Annotated in this window: 15 protein-coding genes; 6 read left to right on the forward strand and 9 right to left on the reverse strand. The window is 62.1% G+C overall.

Translation table 11 applies throughout. The annotated features are described in order from the left end of the window. Positions 1 to 4: 4 nt before the first annotated feature. A complete protein-coding gene (locus Q0106_RS09405) occupies positions 5 to 769 on the forward strand; it encodes a zinc-ribbon and DUF3426 domain-containing protein (RefSeq protein WP_297612040.1) in 765 nt (254 codons plus the stop codon). Next, a complete protein-coding gene (locus tag Q0106_RS09410) occupies positions 766 to 1,713 on the forward strand; it encodes a carbohydrate kinase family protein (RefSeq protein ID WP_297612043.1) in 948 nt (315 codons plus the stop codon). The genes Q0106_RS09405 and Q0106_RS09410 overlap by 4 nt, the downstream gene beginning before the upstream one ends. A 130-nt stretch (positions 1,714 to 1,843) precedes the next feature. Here the strand turns inward: Q0106_RS09410 and Q0106_RS09415 are convergent, their stop codons facing one another. The 4 genes from Q0106_RS09415 to ccsA form a co-directional block, all read right to left on the reverse strand. Then, positions 1,844 to 2,395, reverse strand: a complete 552-nt coding sequence (locus tag Q0106_RS09415) for a YggT family protein (protein ID WP_152158291.1) — start codon at positions 2,393 to 2,395, stop codon at positions 1,844 to 1,846. Positions 2,396 to 2,463: 68 nt separating this feature from the next. Beyond that, the gene (gene ampD, locus Q0106_RS09420) at positions 2,464 to 3,084 is read right to left on the reverse strand and encodes a 1,6-anhydro-N-acetylmuramyl-L-alanine amidase AmpD (protein WP_297612046.1); all 621 of its coding nucleotides are present in this window, start codon (positions 3,082 to 3,084) and stop codon (positions 2,464 to 2,466) included. 3 nt (positions 3,085 to 3,087) lie between these two features. Beyond that, entirely contained in the window at positions 3,088 to 3,366 is a 279-nt protein-coding gene (locus tag Q0106_RS09425; protein WP_152158292.1) for a PP0621 family protein, read from the reverse strand. 9 nt (positions 3,367 to 3,375) lie between these two features. Beyond that, entirely contained in the window at positions 3,376 to 4,182 is an 807-nt protein-coding gene (gene ccsA / locus Q0106_RS09430) for a cytochrome c biogenesis protein CcsA (RefSeq protein ID WP_297612048.1), read from the reverse strand. Between the two features lie 279 nt (positions 4,183 to 4,461). Between ccsA and ffh the strand changes: the two genes are divergently transcribed. From ffh to ruvA, 3 genes are read left to right on the forward strand one after another with little or no spacing between them, the layout of a single operon-like run. After that, complete coding sequence (gene ffh, locus Q0106_RS09435) at positions 4,462 to 5,877, forward strand: signal recognition particle protein (RefSeq protein ID WP_297612051.1); 1,416 nt, start codon at positions 4,462 to 4,464, stop codon at positions 5,875 to 5,877. 6 nt (positions 5,878 to 5,883) lie between these two features. Next, the gene (gene ruvC, locus Q0106_RS09440) at positions 5,884 to 6,474 is read left to right on the forward strand and encodes a crossover junction endodeoxyribonuclease RuvC (protein ID WP_297612054.1); all 591 of its coding nucleotides are present in this window, start codon (positions 5,884 to 5,886) and stop codon (positions 6,472 to 6,474) included. Continuing rightward, on the forward strand, positions 6,471 to 7,046 hold the full coding sequence (gene ruvA / locus Q0106_RS09445; RefSeq protein ID WP_152158295.1) for a Holliday junction branch migration protein RuvA: 576 nt from the start codon (positions 6,471 to 6,473) through the stop codon (positions 7,044 to 7,046). Before ruvC ends, ruvA begins: the two co-directional genes overlap by 4 nt. A 53-nt stretch (positions 7,047 to 7,099) precedes the next feature. On the opposite strand, the gene Q0106_RS09450 is transcribed toward ruvA, so the two are convergent. Next, a complete protein-coding gene (locus tag Q0106_RS09450) occupies positions 7,100 to 9,286 on the reverse strand; it encodes a M48 family metallopeptidase (RefSeq protein ID WP_297612058.1) in 2,187 nt (728 codons plus the stop codon). A 348-nt stretch (positions 9,287 to 9,634) separates the two neighbouring features. On the opposite strand from Q0106_RS09450, the gene ruvB reads away from it, so the two are divergent. Next, on the forward strand, positions 9,635 to 10,678 hold the full coding sequence (ruvB, locus tag Q0106_RS09455; RefSeq protein ID WP_297612061.1) for a Holliday junction branch migration DNA helicase RuvB: 1,044 nt from the start codon (positions 9,635 to 9,637) through the stop codon (positions 10,676 to 10,678). Here ruvB and Q0106_RS09460 read toward each other — a convergent pair. The 4 genes from Q0106_RS09460 to Q0106_RS09475 are packed head-to-tail and all read right to left on the reverse strand — an operon-like array spanning position 10,675 to position 17,261. Next, positions 10,675 to 12,528, reverse strand: coding sequence for an ABC transporter ATP-binding protein (locus Q0106_RS09460; RefSeq protein ID WP_297612063.1), 1,854 nt, complete (start codon positions 12,526 to 12,528; stop codon positions 10,675 to 10,677). The two genes, ruvB and Q0106_RS09460, sit on opposite strands and share 4 nt — an antisense overlap. After that, entirely contained in the window at positions 12,525 to 13,976 is a 1,452-nt protein-coding gene (locus Q0106_RS09465) for an ABC transporter permease (RefSeq protein ID WP_297612066.1), read from the reverse strand. Before Q0106_RS09465 ends, Q0106_RS09460 begins: the two co-directional genes overlap by 4 nt. Positions 13,977 to 14,003: 27 nt before the next feature. Further along, positions 14,004 to 14,981 carry an ABC transporter permease gene (locus tag Q0106_RS09470; protein ID WP_297612069.1) on the reverse strand — a complete coding sequence of 326 codons (978 nt, stop codon included), beginning with the start codon at positions 14,979 to 14,981 and terminating at the stop codon, positions 14,004 to 14,006. Positions 14,982 to 14,987: 6 nt separating this feature from the next. Beyond that, complete coding sequence (locus tag Q0106_RS09475; RefSeq protein ID WP_297612072.1) at positions 14,988 to 17,261, reverse strand: ABC transporter substrate-binding protein; 2,274 nt, start codon at positions 17,259 to 17,261, stop codon at positions 14,988 to 14,990. Positions 17,262 to 17,342: the final 81 nt, after the last annotated feature.

The following is a 17,342-nucleotide window of genomic DNA, read 5'->3' on the forward strand; positions in this document are numbered from 1 at the left end:
CATCATGGCCGAGGTCATCAAGTGTCCCGCCTGCGGCGCGCTCTGGCGCGTGAAGGATGCCGCTCCCGAATACCGGTGCGGCGCGTGCGGGCGGATTTTTGCCGCTGAGACCGCTGAGAGCGTCGTCGTTCCCGACAGGAAGCTCGACGAAGCCATGCTTGCAAAGGCTGAGCGCACCGTTCTCCCTGAAGACAACGTGCCGGATGCGCCGCTCCTCGCCGACGATACGCCGCCTGCGGCGGATCCCCGCGCAGCCGTCTACGTGCCGAAGCGCTCGCCCGTTCGCTCGTTCCTCCTCGCAGTCCTGGTGCTGATTCTTCTTGCTGCTGCGTGCGCAAGCGCCTTTCTCATGATGCACGGCTTCGTGCTCGCGCAGGCCCCGTTCCTGAGGCCCGTCTACGAAAACGTCTGCACGAAGCTGCCCTGCCCGGGCTTCGTCTGGGCGGACGTGAAGGCATTCCGCGCAGAAGCTTCGCTCGAGGCGGATGCTCAGGCCGGGCTCCTGAGGCCCACCGCGCGCGTGACCCTCACGAACGCTTCCGCACTTCCGCAGCAGCTTCCGATCCTTGAGATCAAGCTTCTCGATCCGGCGGGCGACGCGCTCGCTTCCCGCGTGCTGGAGCCCGCTGAATACGGCTTCCCGCAGAAGCCTGCAGTGCTCCCGGCAGGCGAATCCGTCAGCACCGCCATCACCTTTAAGGAAGCGCTCCCCCACGAAGCGGCCGGCATCACGGTTCGTCCGATTTCTGCGGATTCACTCGGCCTATGAGCGTTCTCATCACCGGGTCCGTCGCTTACGACACGATCTTCGCCCATGAGGGCGAATTCGCGCGTCAGCTTTCGGGCAACCTCAGGAACCTCAACACCACGTTCCTTGCGAGCGGCATGCGGCGCGATTTCGGCGGCTGCGCCGCCAACATCGCTCTTGCCCTGAAGCGCCTCGGCGGAGATCCGGTGATCTGGGGCGCGCTCGGCATGGACGGAGAGGACTATCTCGAGCGCTTCCGATCCTTCGGGATTTCAACGGAAGGACTCGAATGCTTCCCCGACGTCTATACGGCTCAGTGCGTCATTTTTACGGACAGCCTCGGCTCTCAGCTGGCGGTCTTCCATCCGGGAGCCATGAACCGCTCCCGGGAAGTCCCCTGGCCCCGGCGCGAAGGGAATGACCTTCGCCCGAAGCTTGCCATTCTGTCTCCCGGCGGGAAGACGACAACGCTCAACGCGGCGAATGAATGCGTTCGTCGCGGGATACCCTATCTTTTCGATGTGGGTCAGGAGTTGAGTCTTTTTTCTGCTGAGGAACTCGAAAGCCTTCTCTCCCGCTCCTTCGGAATCGCCTATTCCGATTTTGAGGCGGAAGGATTTGAAGCGAAGACCGGTCTCTCTTCCGAAGCCATCTGCCGGACGGGAAAACTCGTTCTTCGCACGCACGGAAGCCGCGGAGCGAGCCTCTTCCTGCCGCAAGCGAGCGCCGCCGTGCCCATTGAGCCCCTCCCTGTTGCTGCACAGAATCCCGTCGGCGCGGGCGACGCCATGCGGGGAGGCTTCCTTTACGGGCTCGAGCGCGGCCTTGATCCGGTCGTGAGCGCCCGCATCGGCGCCATTGTCGCCGCACGGAAGGTCGCGTCGCCGAGCGCGCAGGACTATCCGCTGACGCTTGACGGCGTGCGCAAAGACTATGAAGAGATGTGGGGAGCCCCAAACTTCTGAAGCCGCGCTTTTTCAAGGGCGTCTCTGACTGCTCGCGTCGAGCGGCTTTATTCGGGCTTGCGGCGCTGCAACCTGCCGGCCGCTTCCGCGGCGTCTCTCATGAAAGAGTCCTCACGAAAACGACAGGGCTTTAAAGGAGAATGAAGCCGCGCGAGAGGGGAACGACGAGCATGAGAAGCGCGTTCGTGATGACGATGAGCACGAGGGGCGAGAAGTCAATGCCGCGGAACGTGGGGAGAACGCGCCGGATGGGGGCGAGGAAGGGATTCAGGAGCATCTCGAGGGTATAGGTCATCGGATGACCGCGGTTGACCCAGGAAAGCACCGCCCAGATGATCGCGCCCCAGGAAATCATCTCGAGCGCCCAGCGCAGAAGCATGGCGAAGGGAGCAATGAGAAGCCCCACGGGCGTGGCAGGAAGCTGCCCGAGCGTGCGGTGGAGAAGCACCGCAATGATGGCCGTGAAGAAGGCCGCTACGACGGAGGCCCAGTCAATGCCGCCCTTCGGCTTCAGCGCCTTCGAGAGGGGAGCGACCAGCCAGTCGGTGATTTTGCGGGTCAGCTCGCAAAGCGGGTGCCTCGGCGAAAGCGCCCAATAGTAGAGCCACGCTCTCAGGAGCAGCACTGCTCCGAAAAAGCCGAAAACAATACCGAGCACGTACTGAAGAACGGAACCAAGCATGGGCAACGCATCCGTTTGATGTTTGATGATTGAGGTGCGCCCATTATGCACTAAGCCCGGTGAACCACCTAACCCAGTCCGAGTTCCCGCATGCGCGCTTTAAGCATCGCCCGGTCGCAATCTTCGGGCGCAATGGCGAGCGACATGCCGGCGGGGAGCGCGGCGCGAAGGCGCTCCCAGTCGAAGAAGGGACCGGGATCCTTTTTGCGTCCGGGCGCAATGGTCTCGTGTCCCGTGGCATAGCGAAGCGGGAGAAGCTGCGAGAGCGCGAAGAGAAACTTTTTCAGCGCCAAATACTGCGCATCTTCAAAGGGCTCCTCGCCGCATCCCTCGAGCTCAATCCCGACCGAGAAGTCATTGACAGCATTTCGTCCGCGGAAGTTGGAGAGTCCCGCGTGCCAGGCACGGTCGAAAATATTGACGTACTGAATCGTTTCGCCCGTGCGGCGAATGAAGAAGTGGGACGAAACGCGAAGGCCCTTCAGCGCCTCGTAGTCGGGGCACTCGGGCGTCATGCGCCCCGTAAAGAGCCGGTCCACCTCGTCGCCGCCGTACTCGCCGGCGGGAAGCGAAATAAAGTGAATGACGGCGACCGAAACCGGCGTATTTTCCGGACGGGCATCAAAAAACGGGCTCGAGCGGCGATGCACGCCCTCGAGCCAGCCGGAAGGATTTTTTAGTTCCTGCACGCCTTAATCCCGCTTTGAGGCCTTGTCGCGGCAGCGCGCCGAGCAGTAGATGTGCGTGCCGCGGCGCACCGCCTCGCGGCGGGGGAAGTAGGTGCCGCATTCCTCGCACTTTTCCATGGGTTCGCCGATCACGGCCTGGGCATTTTTGCGGCCGCGCTCGTTGCGCCGGAGCTCCTCGAGCTCATCGCGCTCCTGAATGGAAAGCGACTGCCGGCGGCGGCTGATCGCCCAGGCGACGGCAATCACGATGAAGATGCCGAGAAAGAAAAGAATGCGGCTCATAGCGGTATATCAGAAGACTTCCAGAATGAAGCTGTAGCCGAAGTAGGCGATGACGAAGACGACGAAGCCCGCCCAGAAAAGGCGAAGCGCCGTTTTCGCGCGCCAGCCGGCAAACCAGCGTCCGAGAAGAAGAATGCCGAAGACGATCCAGGAGATCCACGTGAGGATCATCTTGTGGTCGAAATGGAAGAAGACGCCGTAGGTTTCCTTCGTCGTCCAGGCGCCGCTCACGAGCACGAAGGTAAGGAGCAGGAACCCGCAGGCAACGATCCGGAAGAAGATCCGCTCCATCACGACAAGGCCGGGAAGCGAATCGATGAAGCCCGCGCCCTCGCCCGGCTCCTTCAGGTGCCTGTTCTGCATGTACATCAGCACGGCGTGCACGAGCGCAATCGTCATGAAGCTGTAGGCGGCGAGCGCGGCAAGGAGATGGAAGCGGAAGAAGGGTGTCCAGTCCGCCGCGGGAAGCGCGTTCCCCGGGAAAAGCACCGGGAAGATGGCGCCGAAGGCGGCCGCGATCAGCACGATGCCGAACTGCCCGTGCAGGCGGTGCACCCAGGATTCAATGAGCAGAATGATCACCGCGAAGAAGAACATCACGGAGACGGCGTAGCCGAATCCGAAATGCACGGCTTCGGACTGAAACATTTCTCCCTGAATGGCGTATCCATGAAGAATGAGGCCGAGAAGCACCGGCCAGCGCAGAAGGCTCGACGCCTTCGCGTCCGCACCTTTCTTCATCGCGGTGACGATGCAGATGCCGCTCAGAAGGTAGAGAAGCGCGGCGAATCCGGTGGAAATGAGGAGAACTGACATTTGGAGCTTCGCAATAGAAAATTTTCCCGAGGAAGAGCGGTCCGGGCGCAAAGAACGCGGCGCTCTTCTAAAATAATGCGTTCGCTTCTGACCCGTTGAGCCTCTTTTCAATATTGGAAATTGAAGTTCCGGGTCAGTGTCTGTTCATTCTAAGGCTGCGCCTTATCAAGCGCTGAATTTGAATGCCCGGGTCCCCCTTCAGAGGGGCTCCCGTCACCGGCATTCCATAGCGCTCTGCCCGAGACCGCCAGCCGCAACGCGGCAACCGCCGACATCTCCATGCTCGATTCACTCAGCCAGCGTCTTTCCAAGATCGTCAAGACAATGCGCGGCCAGGCGCGCCTTACTGAAGCCAACACCAAGGACATGCTCCGCGAGGTGCGCCTGGCGCTCCTTGAAGCCGACGTTGCGCTTCCTGTCGTGAAGGAAGTGCTCGCGCGCATCAAGGAAAAGGCAATGGGCGAAGAGGTGGTCGGGAACCTCAATCCCGGCCAGGCCCTGGTCGGCGTCGTGCAGCGCGAACTCACCGCGATCATCGGGGGCGACCTCCCGCCCGAGGAGCGCGAACTCAACTTCCGCGTGCAGCCTCCTGCCGTGATTCTCCTCGCCGGTCTTCAGGGTGCCGGTAAAACAACAACCGCCGGCAAGCTCGCCCGCTGGCTCGTGACCGACCAGAAAAAGAAGGTCCTCACCGTTTCCTGCGACGTCTACCGCCCTGCCGCTATTGATCAGCTGAAGGCCGTCACCGAACAGGCGGGCGCCGACTGGTTCCCGAGCACGGTGGGCGAAAAGCCCCTCGACATTGCTTCGCGCGCGGTTTCCGAAGCCCGCCGGCGCTTCTACGACGTGCTGATCGTCGATACGGCGGGCCGCCTCGCAATCGACGAAGCGATGATGCAGGAAGTGGCTGAGCTCAACACGTTCCTGAAGCCCGCCGAAACGCTCTTCGTGATCGACGCCATGCTCGGTCAGGATGCGGTCAATACGGCGCGCGCCTTTAATGAACGCCTGCCGCTCACGGGCATCGTGCTCACGAAGGCCGACGGCGACAGCCGCGGCGGCGCGGCGCTCTCCGTGCGCTACATCACGGGCAAGCCCATCAAGTTCATCGGCACGGCCGAAAAACTCACCGGGTTCGAGCCCTTCGACCCGGAAGCCATGGCCTCGCGCATCCTCGGCATGGGCGACATCGTCGGCCTCGTGAAGGACGTGACGAAGTCGATCAACATTGCCGAAGCCCAGAAGCTCGCGAAGAAGCTCTCCACGGGCGACCGGTTCGACCTCACGGACTTCCGCGCGCAGCTCGCGCAGATGGGCAACATCGGCAGCTTCTCCTCGATCCTTGAAAAGATGCCCGCGCAGTTCCAGCAGGCCGCGAGCAAGGTGAAGGACGAGGACGTGCAGAAGAGCCTGAAGCGCACGCTCGGCATCATCGATTCGATGACCCCGCAGGAAAGAAGAAAGCCCGAACTCATCAAGGCGAGCAGGAAGAAGCGCATTGCGCTGGGCGCGGGCGTCCCGGTGCAGGAAGTCAACCGGCTCCTGAAGCAGTTCGAGCAGACCCAGGACATGATGAAGCGCATGAAGAAGGGCGGGCTTTCGCGCATGATGCGCATGTTCGGGGGCTCGGGGCTCCCCGGCATGGGCGGAGGCTTCCCCGGCTTCGGGGGCGGCTTCCCCGGCATGCCGAAATAATCCGCGATGATCCGCATTCTCGGCATCGATCCGGGCCTCAACCATACGGGCTGGGGAATCGTTGATGCGGAAGGCTCTTCCTGCCGCCGCGTCGCCTCCGGAGTCATCGATGTTCCGAAGGGAGAGACGGCGGAACGCCTCGGAACCATTGCGCGCGAACTCACCCAAATCATCTCGCGCCATGCGCCGACCGAAGCCGCCTGCGAGCGCGTCTTCGTCAACGTGAACCCGCAGAGCACGCTGCTCCTCGGTCAGGCAAGAGGCGCGGCGCTCTGCGCCGCCGACCTCGCAGACCTTCGCGTGGAGGAATTCACGCCGAGCGAAATCAAGCAGGCCGTTACCGGTTCGGGGCGCGCCGACAAGCTCATGGTTCAGGAGATGGTGATGCGGCTTCTCGCGCTTCCTGATGCGCCGAGGCCCGACGAAGCCGACGCGCTTGCCTGCGCCATCTGCTCGGCAAGCATGCATCGCATGCGGGCGCTTGAAAAATCAGGCGGCACGAGCCGCATTTACGCCACGGCGCGCCGGGGCGCCTCCGGGCGCGGCGCACGCGCCGCCTGGACGAGCCTTCTCGCCAAGAAAGGAGAAAAGCCATGATCGGCCGCCTTCACGGAAAACTCATTGAAAAGAATCCCCCGCAGGTGCTGATTGACGTGGGCGGCGTCGGCTACGAAGTCGACGTTCCCATGTCGACCTTCTGCAATCTCCCGGATCTCGGAGGTGACGTGACGCTATTCACGCACCTCGTGGTGCGCGAGGATGCGGAGCTTCTTTACGGCTTTGCCACGAAAGCCGAACAGACGGCTTTCCGCACGCTCATCCGCGTTTCCGGGGTCGGCCCCCGCATTGCGCTCGCCGTGCTTTCCGGAATGACGGCCGATCAGCTTGCGAGCGCCATCGAATCGGGAGAAACGGGTCTTCTCACGCGCGTTCCCGGAATCGGCAAGAAAACCGCGGAGCGCCTCATTCTTGAACTGAAGGGGAAGCTCTCGGGCGGCACGCTCTCCGTTCCTGCAGGCGCCCCGGGAAGCGCCCGTGCGGACATCGCCGCCGCCCTCATTGCGCTCGGCTATTCGGACCGGGAAGCGCAGGCGGCCGCGAAGCGCGTGCCCGAAGATACGGGCGTCTCCGAAGGCATCCGGCTTGCCCTCAAGTCGCTTTCGCGGTAACTCTCGCTGCAGCACCCGCCGGGAGCGCTTTCCCGGAGCCTTGAGGCAAAAGACTACGCATCTCTCCCGGAGCTCCCGAGCCCGGTCATGTCCGGACCTCCCGCTCTGAGCGCATAAACCCGATCCGCGATGAAGCCTCTTGCGGCCTGCCTCAGGGCTTCATGCAGATGCACGATGTTTTGCGCGAATGAGGTGAGCGTTCGCGTTTCCACAGTTTCCTCAGCTTCATTCTCATCTTTGGCGACGAAAGTGTCGGCCGTCCGGCGCAGCTCCTCCAATCCGGAGGCATCTTCGACATCTTCAAGCGCGTCCCAGTCGATGTAGGGCAGCAATGCCGTTACGTCGTCCATCAAGGCCGACGTTTCCTTCATGAAGACTTCCGCCTCCGCTTTCTTCGCGTCGAGAAGCTGCTCGTTCACGCGGTCGAGCCAGGCCTGAAGGCGCTCCCCGCGATCCGCAAGCGTGTCTGCCGAGGATAGGAAGCTCTGCGCATAGAAAATGTCGCAGTAGGCCCGCGCAACCGCACCGCGGTCAGCCGGCTTCTCATGCGCGTAAAGCCATTTGAAGACCGCTTCGTCAATCGTCCTCACGCGCGGCTCGAGCGATTGAACCCGCTCATGAGCCAGCGCTATCGGCTGCGAGAGCGCCTCATCGAGGTTCTTTGAATGCAAATCCACGAGCCGAATGGAGCCGTAGCGGAGCGCCTCCGCTTCGCGGCGGCCGAGCAGAATATCTCTGAGCGCGCCGGCGTCTTCGAGCGCAGCGGCATACTGCCGCACGTCCGCATCGTTGGCAGAGACGAAAGGATCCGGCTGCGGCGCCTGAAGCGCATTTTCTATTGCCGTCGACAAATCAAACTCAACAAGATCCCGATCAACATACGGCGCGAGAGAAATCGGCGGAATATAGCGCGAGAACTCCCCTTGAGCCCAGGCGGCAAATTGCGATGTCTCCAGGGATTCCTTCGCCTTCCCGGCCCGCGTCGGTTCAGCGCCCGTCACCGCTGAAACGGCCTCCTCACCCACTGTCAGCGCCAGGACTGCAGGAATGAGAGACATTGCCGGAGAACGCGATCCGCCTCCTTGAGCATCATTCTCAGCCCCATCGCCCTCAAGCCGGCACAGCGCTTCGATTCGGTCAGCAATCACCGGATGCGTATCCCAGACGTCTTCAAGCGTGAGCTGTGCGTCGCTTCCCTCAAAGCCCGCCGGAATCGCCGAGAGCTTCTGCGCGGCTGAGAGCCTGACCCCGTCATTGCGCTCAAAGAGATGTTCCAGCGACCGATAAGCTCCCCAAAAGTCCGTCAGAAGTTCACCTTTCTCTCGGTAGAACTCATTGAGAAGCCGGCCGCAGAGCGTTTGTCTGCGCGAGACCACGGGGAGCTTCGCAAGCATGGAAATCGTGTTCCCGATGCCGGCTGTCCGCCCTGCGGCCGCGTCGGCATCAAACTCCATCTGACGGGAAAGCGAAAGATCCGCTTTTTTGAGCTTAATCCAGCGATTGAGCACAAGGCGGCGGATAAATCGCAGGAGCCGCCTGGCAGCGCTCCCGAAAAGGCGCCAAAGCCTTGAATCAGCCTGCGCCCATGCGTCAATGCGCTCATCAAAGCGGCTTCGGCTCGAAAGGAGCGCGTCAATCATCTGATTCAGAATCCAGACAGCCGATCCGCACCGCATGGCCGACTGCGCGACATGCCCGAATTCGTGCGCCAGCACGGCCTTGAATTCGCTCCGGGACAGGTCCGCCATCAGCCCCATGCCGATGCTCAGATTCTTTTCGGCGCCCTTGAATAGGCCCCAGTAGGACGCATCAAAGAACACGCAGGCGTCCGCTTCCGGCGTGAGATAGACCTTCTTCGGCATGGACGCGCCGACCTCATGCACCGTTTCCTCGATCAGCCCGAACAACTCCGGAGCTTCCTGCTTCGTCACGATCCGGGCTCTCTCGGGCCTCGATTTCTCAACCCGAAAGAGCGGCTCAATCAGGATCCCGCCGACCAGAAGCGCAATGCCCCAGATGCCGGCAAGCATCACGAGGAGGAGCACCACCAGTTTGAGATGCAGGAGAAGAGCCGGAATGAGCGTCCCCAGCACCCACCACGTGAGGCCGCAGGCGGCAATCAGGACCATGAGGCCGCAAAGGATGAGAAGCGAATAAAACGCTATAAAGCCGAAAATACGCCGCAGCGCGGCGTTCGCGCTCTTCTCGAGCGCTTGATTGCGAATAGGCGCAGAGCTCATGCCTGCCTCCTCTGAAAACCGCCTGTTTTATCGATTATCAGACGACATCTGCAGACCGTAAACCGGTAGTTATCAGGATTGGAATGGCGGAAATGGAGGCTGTCCCTGCGGTTGCTATACTGCATGGCGAGGCGTCCGGCCGGTTTTTACGTGCAACTTTAATTTCGCCGCGAACGCCTGTTTTCGTCTGTGCAACAATTACAAAAAATGATTGAGATCTTTATTCGATCCTGTCAGGCCGCCTGAAAAAGAGACGCCGCCTGCCGATCGAATCTGAGCCTCTTCTCAGGGCTCTGTGATCGCCTGTCCGCAGCCAGAATTTACCGACGATTTCCGCCGCTTGAATCCATGTCCGACTCTGATACCCGCATCATCGAAGGCGCCTGCGCAAGCCCCAACGAAGAGAACATCGACCGGGCGCTTCGCCCGACGAAGCTCGCCGACTACGTCGGCCAGCGCGCCGTGCGCGAGCAGCTTCAGATCTTCATCGAAGCCGCCCGCCGCCGCGGGGAGCCGCTCGATCATCTCCTTCTTTTCGGACCTCCCGGTCTCGGCAAAACGACGCTCGCGCACATCGTCGCCGCCGAAATGGGCGTGAATCTCAGACAGACCTCGGGCCCCGTGCTCGAGCGCCCGGGCGACCTCGCGGCAATCCTCACGAATCTCGAAAAGAACGACGTGCTCTTCATCGACGAGATTCATCGCCTCTCGCCCGTTGTGGAGGAAATCCTCTACCCGGCGCTTGAGGACTACCAGATCGACATCATGATCGGCGAGGGCCCCGCCGCGCGCTCGATCAAGCTCGACCTTCCGCCCTTCACTCTGATCGGCGCCACCACCCGCGCAGGTTCGCTCACCAACCCGCTTCGCGCGCGCTTCGGAATCGTCAACCAGCTTCAGTTTTACGATAAGGACGAGCTCACCACGATCGTGCGGCGGTCGGCGAAGCTCCTCAATGTGGCGATTGAACCGGAGGGTGCGGCCGAAATCGCCGGCCGAAGCCGCGGCACGCCCCGCGTCGCCAACAGACTTCTGCGGCGCGTTCGCGACTATGCGGAAGTGAAGCACGACGGCACGATCACGCGCGAGGTGGCGTCAGCCGCCCTTACGATGCTCGACGTCGACCCGGTGGGGCTCGACTTCATCGACAGGCGGTTTCTTCTCACGATTCTTGAAAAATTCGCAGGGGGCCCCGTCGGCATCGACAACCTTGCGGCCGCGATCGGCGAAGACCGCGAAACGCTCGAGGACGTGGTCGAACCCTATCTCATTCAGCAGGGGTTCCTGCAGAGAACGCCCCGCGGACGCGTGGCGACGCTCCTTGCCTGGCAGCACTTCGGACTCACGCCGCCGACGGCGCCCGGGAACGCCTCGCTCTTCGCGCAGAGCTAAGGAAACCGGATCCTCGGCACGCTCGCGAGAAGCCTCTGCGTATAGGAGTCCCGCGGCGAATTCATCACCTGCGCCGCCGGTCCTTCCTCCACGATCCGGCCGCCTGCCATCACGGCGATCCGGTGCGCGAGATATTCGACGACGCCGAAGTTGTGCGTAATGAGGAGATAGGAAAGCCCGCGCTCCTTCTGAAGCCTCAGAAGGAGATTGAGAATCTGCGCCTGTACGGAGACGTCAAGCGCCGACGTGGGTTCGTCAAGCAGAATGATTTCGGGTTCGGCGGCAAGCGCACGGGCGACGGCAATTCTCTGGCGCTGCCCGCCCGAAAATTCATGCGGATAGCGCGTGCGGCTTCCGGCTGGAAGCCCCGTTTCGTCGAGAAGCCGCCCGATGCGGGCGCTTCTCGCTTCTCCATTGAGCTCCGGGCAAAGGGCGATGAGCGCTTCGCCGATGAGTTCCTCGACCGTCATGCGGGGATCGAGCGAGGAGAAAGGATCCTGAAACACTACCTGGACGGCGCGCCGGAAGCGGAGCGGTCTCGGCGCACCTGCGCGGAAGGATTCGCCCTTAAGGAGAACAGAGCCTTCCGCACGAAGGCCGTTCCCGAGGAGCCCGAGCGCGGCAAGCGCCGCCGTCGTCTTTCCGCTTCCCGATTCGCCGACGAGAGCGAGCGTGCGGGCGCGGGGGATTTCGAGGCTTAGGTCCGGAAGGATCACGCGGGGCTTCTCCTTTCCCAGAAGCTCCGCCGCTTTTTCCCTCAGGCTTTTGGGCTCAACCTTCACTGAGAGATGCCGGATCTCAAGAAGCGCTCCGTCCGCTTCCCTTTCAGAACTTTCAGACAGCGCTTCGCCGGAATTGCGGGACTGTGGATCCCAATGTGCTCCCGCACGCCGGCAGCGCACGGTTCCCCGGCCGTCGCTTCTCGCTCTCTCCGAAGGCGCCGCACGTCTGCAGAGGTCCTCCGCATAAGGGCAGCGGGGCGCGAAGGCGCAGCCTTGAGGCTTGCGCGTGAGGAGCGGCACCGTCCCTTCAATGGGGTGAAGCCTTCCCTCCCGATTCCCGGCTTGCGGGAGCGCTTTGAGAAGCGCCCGGGCATAGGGGTGCTCCGGCGAACGGAAGAAATCCTCCGTAGGCGCGGTCTCAACGATTTCGCCCGCATACATGAGGGCCACCCGGTCGGCGATTCCGGGAAGGAGCGCGAGGTCGTGCGTGATCAGAAGGAGCGTGAGCCCGCGCTCGCTCTTCAACCTCTTCAGTTCATCGAGCACCTGGGCCTGGAGCGTCACGTCGAGCGCCGTGGTAGGCTCGTCGGCAATCACGATGTCGGGTTCGGCCGAAAGCGCCATCGCGATCATCACGCGCTGCTTCAGGCCCCCCGAGAGTTCATGCGGGAAGGCGTCGAAGCGCCGCCCGGGCTCGGGAACGCCTGCGCGCCGAAGCCACTCGACGGCAGTTGCCCGGGCTTCGCCCGAAGTCATTTTCCGGTGCGCCCGGATCATTTCCACGATCTGCGCGCCAACGGTCATCACAGGATTGAAGCTCGTTGCGGGTTCCTGAAAAATAAGCGCGATCCGCGCGCCCCGGAAGGCGCGCATTTCGGACTCCATCAGGGAGAGGAGTTCCGTCCCGTCAAAATCAATGCGTCCCGTCGGAGTCCGTGCATCTTCCGGGAGCAGCCGCATCAGAGCGGAGGCGACCATGCTTTTGCCGCAGCCGGATTCGCCCACGAGCGCGAGCGTCTCGCCGCGCTTCAGATCAAAGGAAACGCGCCTCACCGCATGGAGCGTTCCGCCTTCAAGCGGAAGGTCGACGGAGAGGTCCCTGACGAAAATCAGCGGCTTTTCGCTCACGATTCCTCCTTCTCGTTCTTTTCTTCCTGAGGAGCGCTTTTCGCCGCGGCGCGCGGGTCAAAGGCATCCCTTACGGCAGAGGCAAAAAGATTGGCCGGAAGCACCAGCGCAACAAGAAAGATGAAGCTTGCCGCGAGGTTCCACCAAACCATCGGTGAGCGCGAGAGTTCGCTTCTTGCCGCATTAATCATGGTGCCGAAGGAGTGCATCGCCGGATCAACGCCGACCCCGACATAGGAAAGAACGGCCTCATAGAGCACGATTCCCGAAAAATCGAGCACCGTCACGATGAGGACAATGTGCATGACGTTGGGAAGAATGTGCCTGCGCATGATCGCGACGGGACTGACGCCGAGGGCCTTTGCGGCCGTCACGAAGTCGAGGGTCGAAAGCTTCATCGTTTCGGCCCGCAGGAGCCTCGCGAGCGTTGCCCACCCCGTCATGCCGATGATGACGGCCAGGAGCATGAGGCGCAGATCCGCGCGCTCAAGGCTTGTCTGGTACCAGCCGTCATTCTTGTCGAGGAAGACCTGCACCATGAGGACGGAGGCCGCAATGAGAAGCACGCTCGGAATCGAGGAGATGGTCGTGTAGATGTACTGAATCACGTCGTCGACGCGGCCCTTGAAGTACCCCGCGGCAATGCCGAGCGTCACGGCGAAGGGAAGCGTTGCGAGCGTCGCGAGCGTTCCGATCACGACCGCCGTGCGGATGCTCTTCACCGCCTCGTAGAGAACGTCGTTCCCGACGGCATCCGTCCCGAAAACGTGCCAGCCCGGCCAGACGAGAAGGAGCCAGACGAAAAGAAGCCAGAAGACGGTGAGAGTGAGAAGCGCCGGCCGCAAAGGGAAGCTCCCGTCGCGGTTTCCGATGATTTTCATGGCCTGGGCAAACGTCGTTGCCCTCCGATGCGCAATGAAGAGCCCGATGAAGATCCAGCCGAGAATCGCCGTCACGCCGCCGGCAATTGCGGCAATGAGGGTCCTTCTCGCGATCTCCACCATCTTTGTCCGATGGGGCGGGAGCTTTCCGGCATGGATGAGCGGCTGATAGTCGCGAACGGCCTTCCCGTCCCGGATGACGGTCGTGCGGTCGAATTCATGCGTGGCAAAGGGGCGCGAATAGCTTCGTTCGTCCCCTGCCGCGCCGAGCCTTTCGAGAATGAAGACGTCAAGGAGCGACTTCACTTCCGCTGAATAGGCCGCGGGCGCATCCTGAGAGGCGCCGGGAGCCGGAGGCAGGGCGTCCCTCCAGTGAATGCTGTCGGCGAGCGCCGTCAGGAGGAAGACCCCGAGAATGGCGGCGGAAGCGGCGGCCGCCGGCCGCGCGAAGACGCGCCTCCAGCGGCGCGAGAGGTCTTCGGAGCGCCTCACGAAATAGACGGCCCAGACGAGAAAGGCGACGAGGAGCCAGGCGACGATGTCCGTGGGAAGAATGACGGGGAGCATGATTCGGTTGCTTCGGGGGAATCTCGGTCAGGAAATGCGGATGCGCGGATCAACCCACGCGTAGACGAGGTCCGTAAGAATAAGGCCGACGATGTAGGCAAGGGTCCCGAGGAACACCATCGTGCGGACGATCGAAAAGTCCTGCGCGCCGAGGGCGTCGAGCGTATAGCTCCCGAGCCCGGGGATGCCGAAGAAATTCTCCATGATGAGGCTTCCCATGAAGAGCATCGGGATCACGGCAACGGACGAGGTGATGATGGGAAGAAGGGCATTCCTGAGCACGTGGCGCCTCAGGACCTCGCCTTCTGTCAGCCCCTTCGATCGCGCCGTGCGAACGTAGTCGCGCCCCATTTCCTCGAGGAACATGGCGCGGTAGAGAAGCGTATCGCTCCCGAGGCGCGAGAAGAGCGCGATCAGCACCGGAAGGACGAGAAAGGCGATCATCCCCGGCCCGTCCGTCCATCCCGAGACGGGCGCGATCTGCATGACCTTCGAAAAGAGCCACTGCCCGACGATGATGTAGAAGAGCCCGGAAATGGACATGAGGAATACCGAAAGTCCGATCGCCGCCGCCTCCACCTTCGTTCGCCGGAAGAAGACCACAAGAAGCGACCAGGAGACCATCACGATGAGCCCGAGGACGAAGGTCGGAAGCGCAAGAGCAAGAGAGGGCCACATGCGGGTGGAGATCTCATACCCGATGTCGCGGCCGCTGTCGCTTCTGCCGAAGTCGAGCGCGAGGAGCGGGACGCTCTTTTCAAAGAAGATCGTGTCGGTGAGCTTTTCCGCGCCCTCTTTGTCGCCATTGTAGAAAAGGGGCTTGTCGAGCCCGCGCGCCGCCTTCCACGATTCGATCGCGTCCGCCGTCACGCGCCGGCCGCCCAGATTGAGGCGCGCCATGTCGTCAGGCGTATTGACGGCAAAGAAGAGAACGAAGGTGAGGAGATTGACGCCGAAAAGAATGAGCACGCCGTAGGCGATGCGCCTCAGGAGATAGGTGAGCATGTCTCTTTACTTCCTTTCAAGCGGCCGCATTCTCAGGCTTTCGCGCCGCACGATGAGTCCCGCCGCGCCCCTCAGGAGCATCAGGAGCGAGAAGACAAGAAGTCCGAACGGCCAGAGAACGGGCTTATTCCATTCGATCAGGCGCTCGACCCGGGTCTTTTCATCGACCTTGAGATACTGAAGGCTGTTCTGCACCATGCCCGAGGGCTTCGCATTTCCCACCCACGCGTGGTAGGCCGCAGCTCCGGGCGGGAAGTAGCCGAAAAGAATCGGCGCATCCTTCTGCAGAATCCGGATCATGCGGTCGATGAGCTCGGCCCGCCGGGAACCATCCTCAAGGAAGCGCATCTCGCGAAACGCCGCATCAAATGCTTCGCTCTCATAGTTCGCGGCATTCTCGCCTTCGTTCTTCACCTTCCCGTTGGGACCATAGAAGAGAAAGAGGAAGTTTTCCGCATCCGGATAGTCCGCATTCCACCCCCAGAAGAAGATCTGGGCCGCGCCCTTCATCATCTTTTCCTGGAAGCGGTTGTAGTCGGTCGCCCGGATTTCAAGCTGAATGCCGAGCTTTTTGAACTGCCGCTGATACCACTCGAGATAGGCGCTCCCGCCCTGGGCGGCATTCTGATAGTCGAAATAGAGAACAAGAGGCGCGCCCGTCTTCGCATCGCGCCCGTCCGGGTAGCCCGCGAGCGCGAGAAGGCGCTTCGCCTCCTCGATCGGCTTCCTCACGGCTCTTCCGGAAGCGTCCTTCTCATAAACCTCAGGATTAAAAGCCGAGGGGCCGTCGTCGCGCCAGCCGAAAAGCCCCGGAGGAATCGGTCCGTGCGCGGGCATCCCCTGGTTCTTCTGGAAGATCGCTATGTTTTCCTCCCAGTCGACCGCAATGGCGATCGCCTGACGAAGGTACCGGTGGCGCTCCGCCTCTTCCGGGGTCCTCCCGCCCCCGACCACCGGATCGAGCCAGTTGAAGCCCAGGTACCAGAGTCCCGTCTGAACGGTCTTCGGGAATTTGAGCTCGCGCTCCCGATAGAGGCTCGCCTTTCCGGGATCGTCCTCCATGGCAACGAGGTAGCCTAGCCCCGTATCGACGCGCTCGATGAAGGGGCTGTCGTAGTAGCCTGCGAGGAACTTCGACTGAAGCGGCATCGCTTCCTTCTCGATTTCAAACACCACGCGGTCGACGAAGGGCAGAGGCTTGCCGCAATCGGCCAGAAGCCCGGCCTCCCTGTCGCCGGCTTCGCCCTCGCAGGGGTAGGTCCCGTGCGCATAGAGGGGATTGCGCTCAAGCTCGTGGCGGCGGTTTTCAAGGAAGGTCTTCATCCGGAAGGCGCCCGTGCCGACGGGCCAGGTGTCAAGCGACACGTTGTTGGCCCGGAGTCCGGGCTGGGCGTAAAACTTTTCTGCTTCCTCTGGCACGGGCGCGAAGAACGTCATCGCGAGCCAGTAGGAGAACTGCGGGTCCTTGCCCTTCACGCGGATGCGAAAGCAATAGCGGTCGACAACCTCAAGGCCCTCGAACGGGATGCTCATGAGGTCGAGCCAGGCATCGGAGGAAGCCCCCGCGTCGCGCATGGCCTTCCATTTCTGACGGAGCGCCTCGCGAAATTCCTGAAATCCGACAATCCGCGCGCTCATCGTGCCGAAAATGGGGCTTGCCACCTGCGGGCTTGCGATGCGGCGGATGCCGTTCACGTAGTCGGCGGCCACAAGCTCCCGCGTATCCGCCTTCGGAAGGTCAAAAGGACTTCTCACGCGCGAGGCTTCCTCAGCAGAGAGAGCGTGATAGAGATATTTCCCGTCGGGTCCCTTCGCAAAGGCCGGATGCGGCGCATAGCGGATCCCGGGGCGGATGCGGATTTCGTAGCGCGACTCCGCAATCAGGGCGGGATCGGCGTCGGGAGGGAGCTCCTTCCCCTCGCGGTCGAAATAGAGCGGCGCCGCAACGGCCTCGGCCGTCCGGGGTTCGAGCACGTACGGGCGCTTCAGATACGCATACTGGTAAGGGGGCTCATAGACCGCATAGGTATAAGCGGTCTCGTCCGACGAATAGGATTTCTGCGGATCGAGCGTTCTCGGGCTTCTCGAGCCGAAAGCCGTAAAGAGCGTTTTCTCCCCATAGTCGGAAAGCGGCCGGGGACTCGTCGGAGCCTCCGGGAGCAGAAGGCCGAGAAGAAGGGCCGAGAGCACTGCAGCAGCGGCGCAGAGCACCGCGGAGAGTGCCGGGCTCACGCCCGCCGCCCGCTCAATCCATCCTCGACGCTTTACGCCAGCCTCCATGATGCCTCTCTTCTATTGCAAAACGTTGCCGCCGGGCCCTTTGGGGACTCGTCCACCACGGTCAACCCCCTATACTACGGG

It is taken from the genome of uncultured Sutterella sp., assembly GCF_937923675.1.
In the GTDB taxonomy this organism is placed as follows: domain Bacteria; phylum Pseudomonadota; class Gammaproteobacteria; order Burkholderiales; family Burkholderiaceae_F; genus Sutterella.

Bases quoted from the DNA above. Each gene is read 5' to 3' on its own strand.
- Q0106_RS09405 (WP_297612040.1), top strand. From the start codon at position 5: ATGGCCGAGGTCATCAAGTGTCCCGCCTGCGGCGCGCTCTGGCGCGTG.
- Q0106_RS09410 (WP_297612043.1), top strand. From the start codon at position 766: ATGAGCGTTCTCATCACCGGGTCCGTCGCTTACGACACGATCTTCGCC.
- Q0106_RS09415 (WP_152158291.1), bottom strand. From the start codon at position 2,395: ATGCTTGGTTCCGTTCTTCAGTACGTGCTCGGTATTGTTTTCGGCTTT.
- Q0106_RS09425 (WP_152158292.1), bottom strand. From the start codon at position 3,366: ATGAGCCGCATTCTTTTCTTTCTCGGCATCTTCATCGTGATTGCCGTC.
- ccsA (WP_297612048.1), bottom strand. From the start codon at position 4,182: ATGTCAGTTCTCCTCATTTCCACCGGATTCGCCGCGCTTCTCTACCTT.
- ffh (WP_297612051.1), top strand. From the start codon at position 4,462: ATGCTCGATTCACTCAGCCAGCGTCTTTCCAAGATCGTCAAGACAATG.
- ruvC (WP_297612054.1), top strand. From the start codon at position 5,884: ATGATCCGCATTCTCGGCATCGATCCGGGCCTCAACCATACGGGCTGG.
- ruvA (WP_152158295.1), top strand. From the start codon at position 6,471: ATGATCGGCCGCCTTCACGGAAAACTCATTGAAAAGAATCCCCCGCAG.
- Q0106_RS09450 (WP_297612058.1), bottom strand. From the start codon at position 9,286: ATGAGCTCTGCGCCTATTCGCAATCAAGCGCTCGAGAAGAGCGCGAAC.
- ruvB (WP_297612061.1), top strand. From the start codon at position 9,635: ATGTCCGACTCTGATACCCGCATCATCGAAGGCGCCTGCGCAAGCCCC.
- Q0106_RS09465 (WP_297612066.1), bottom strand. From the start codon at position 13,976: ATGCTCCCCGTCATTCTTCCCACGGACATCGTCGCCTGGCTCCTCGTC.
- Q0106_RS09470 (WP_297612069.1), bottom strand. From the start codon at position 14,981: ATGCTCACCTATCTCCTGAGGCGCATCGCCTACGGCGTGCTCATTCTT.
- Q0106_RS09475 (WP_297612072.1), bottom strand. From the start codon at position 17,261: ATGGAGGCTGGCGTAAAGCGTCGAGGATGGATTGAGCGGGCGGCGGGC.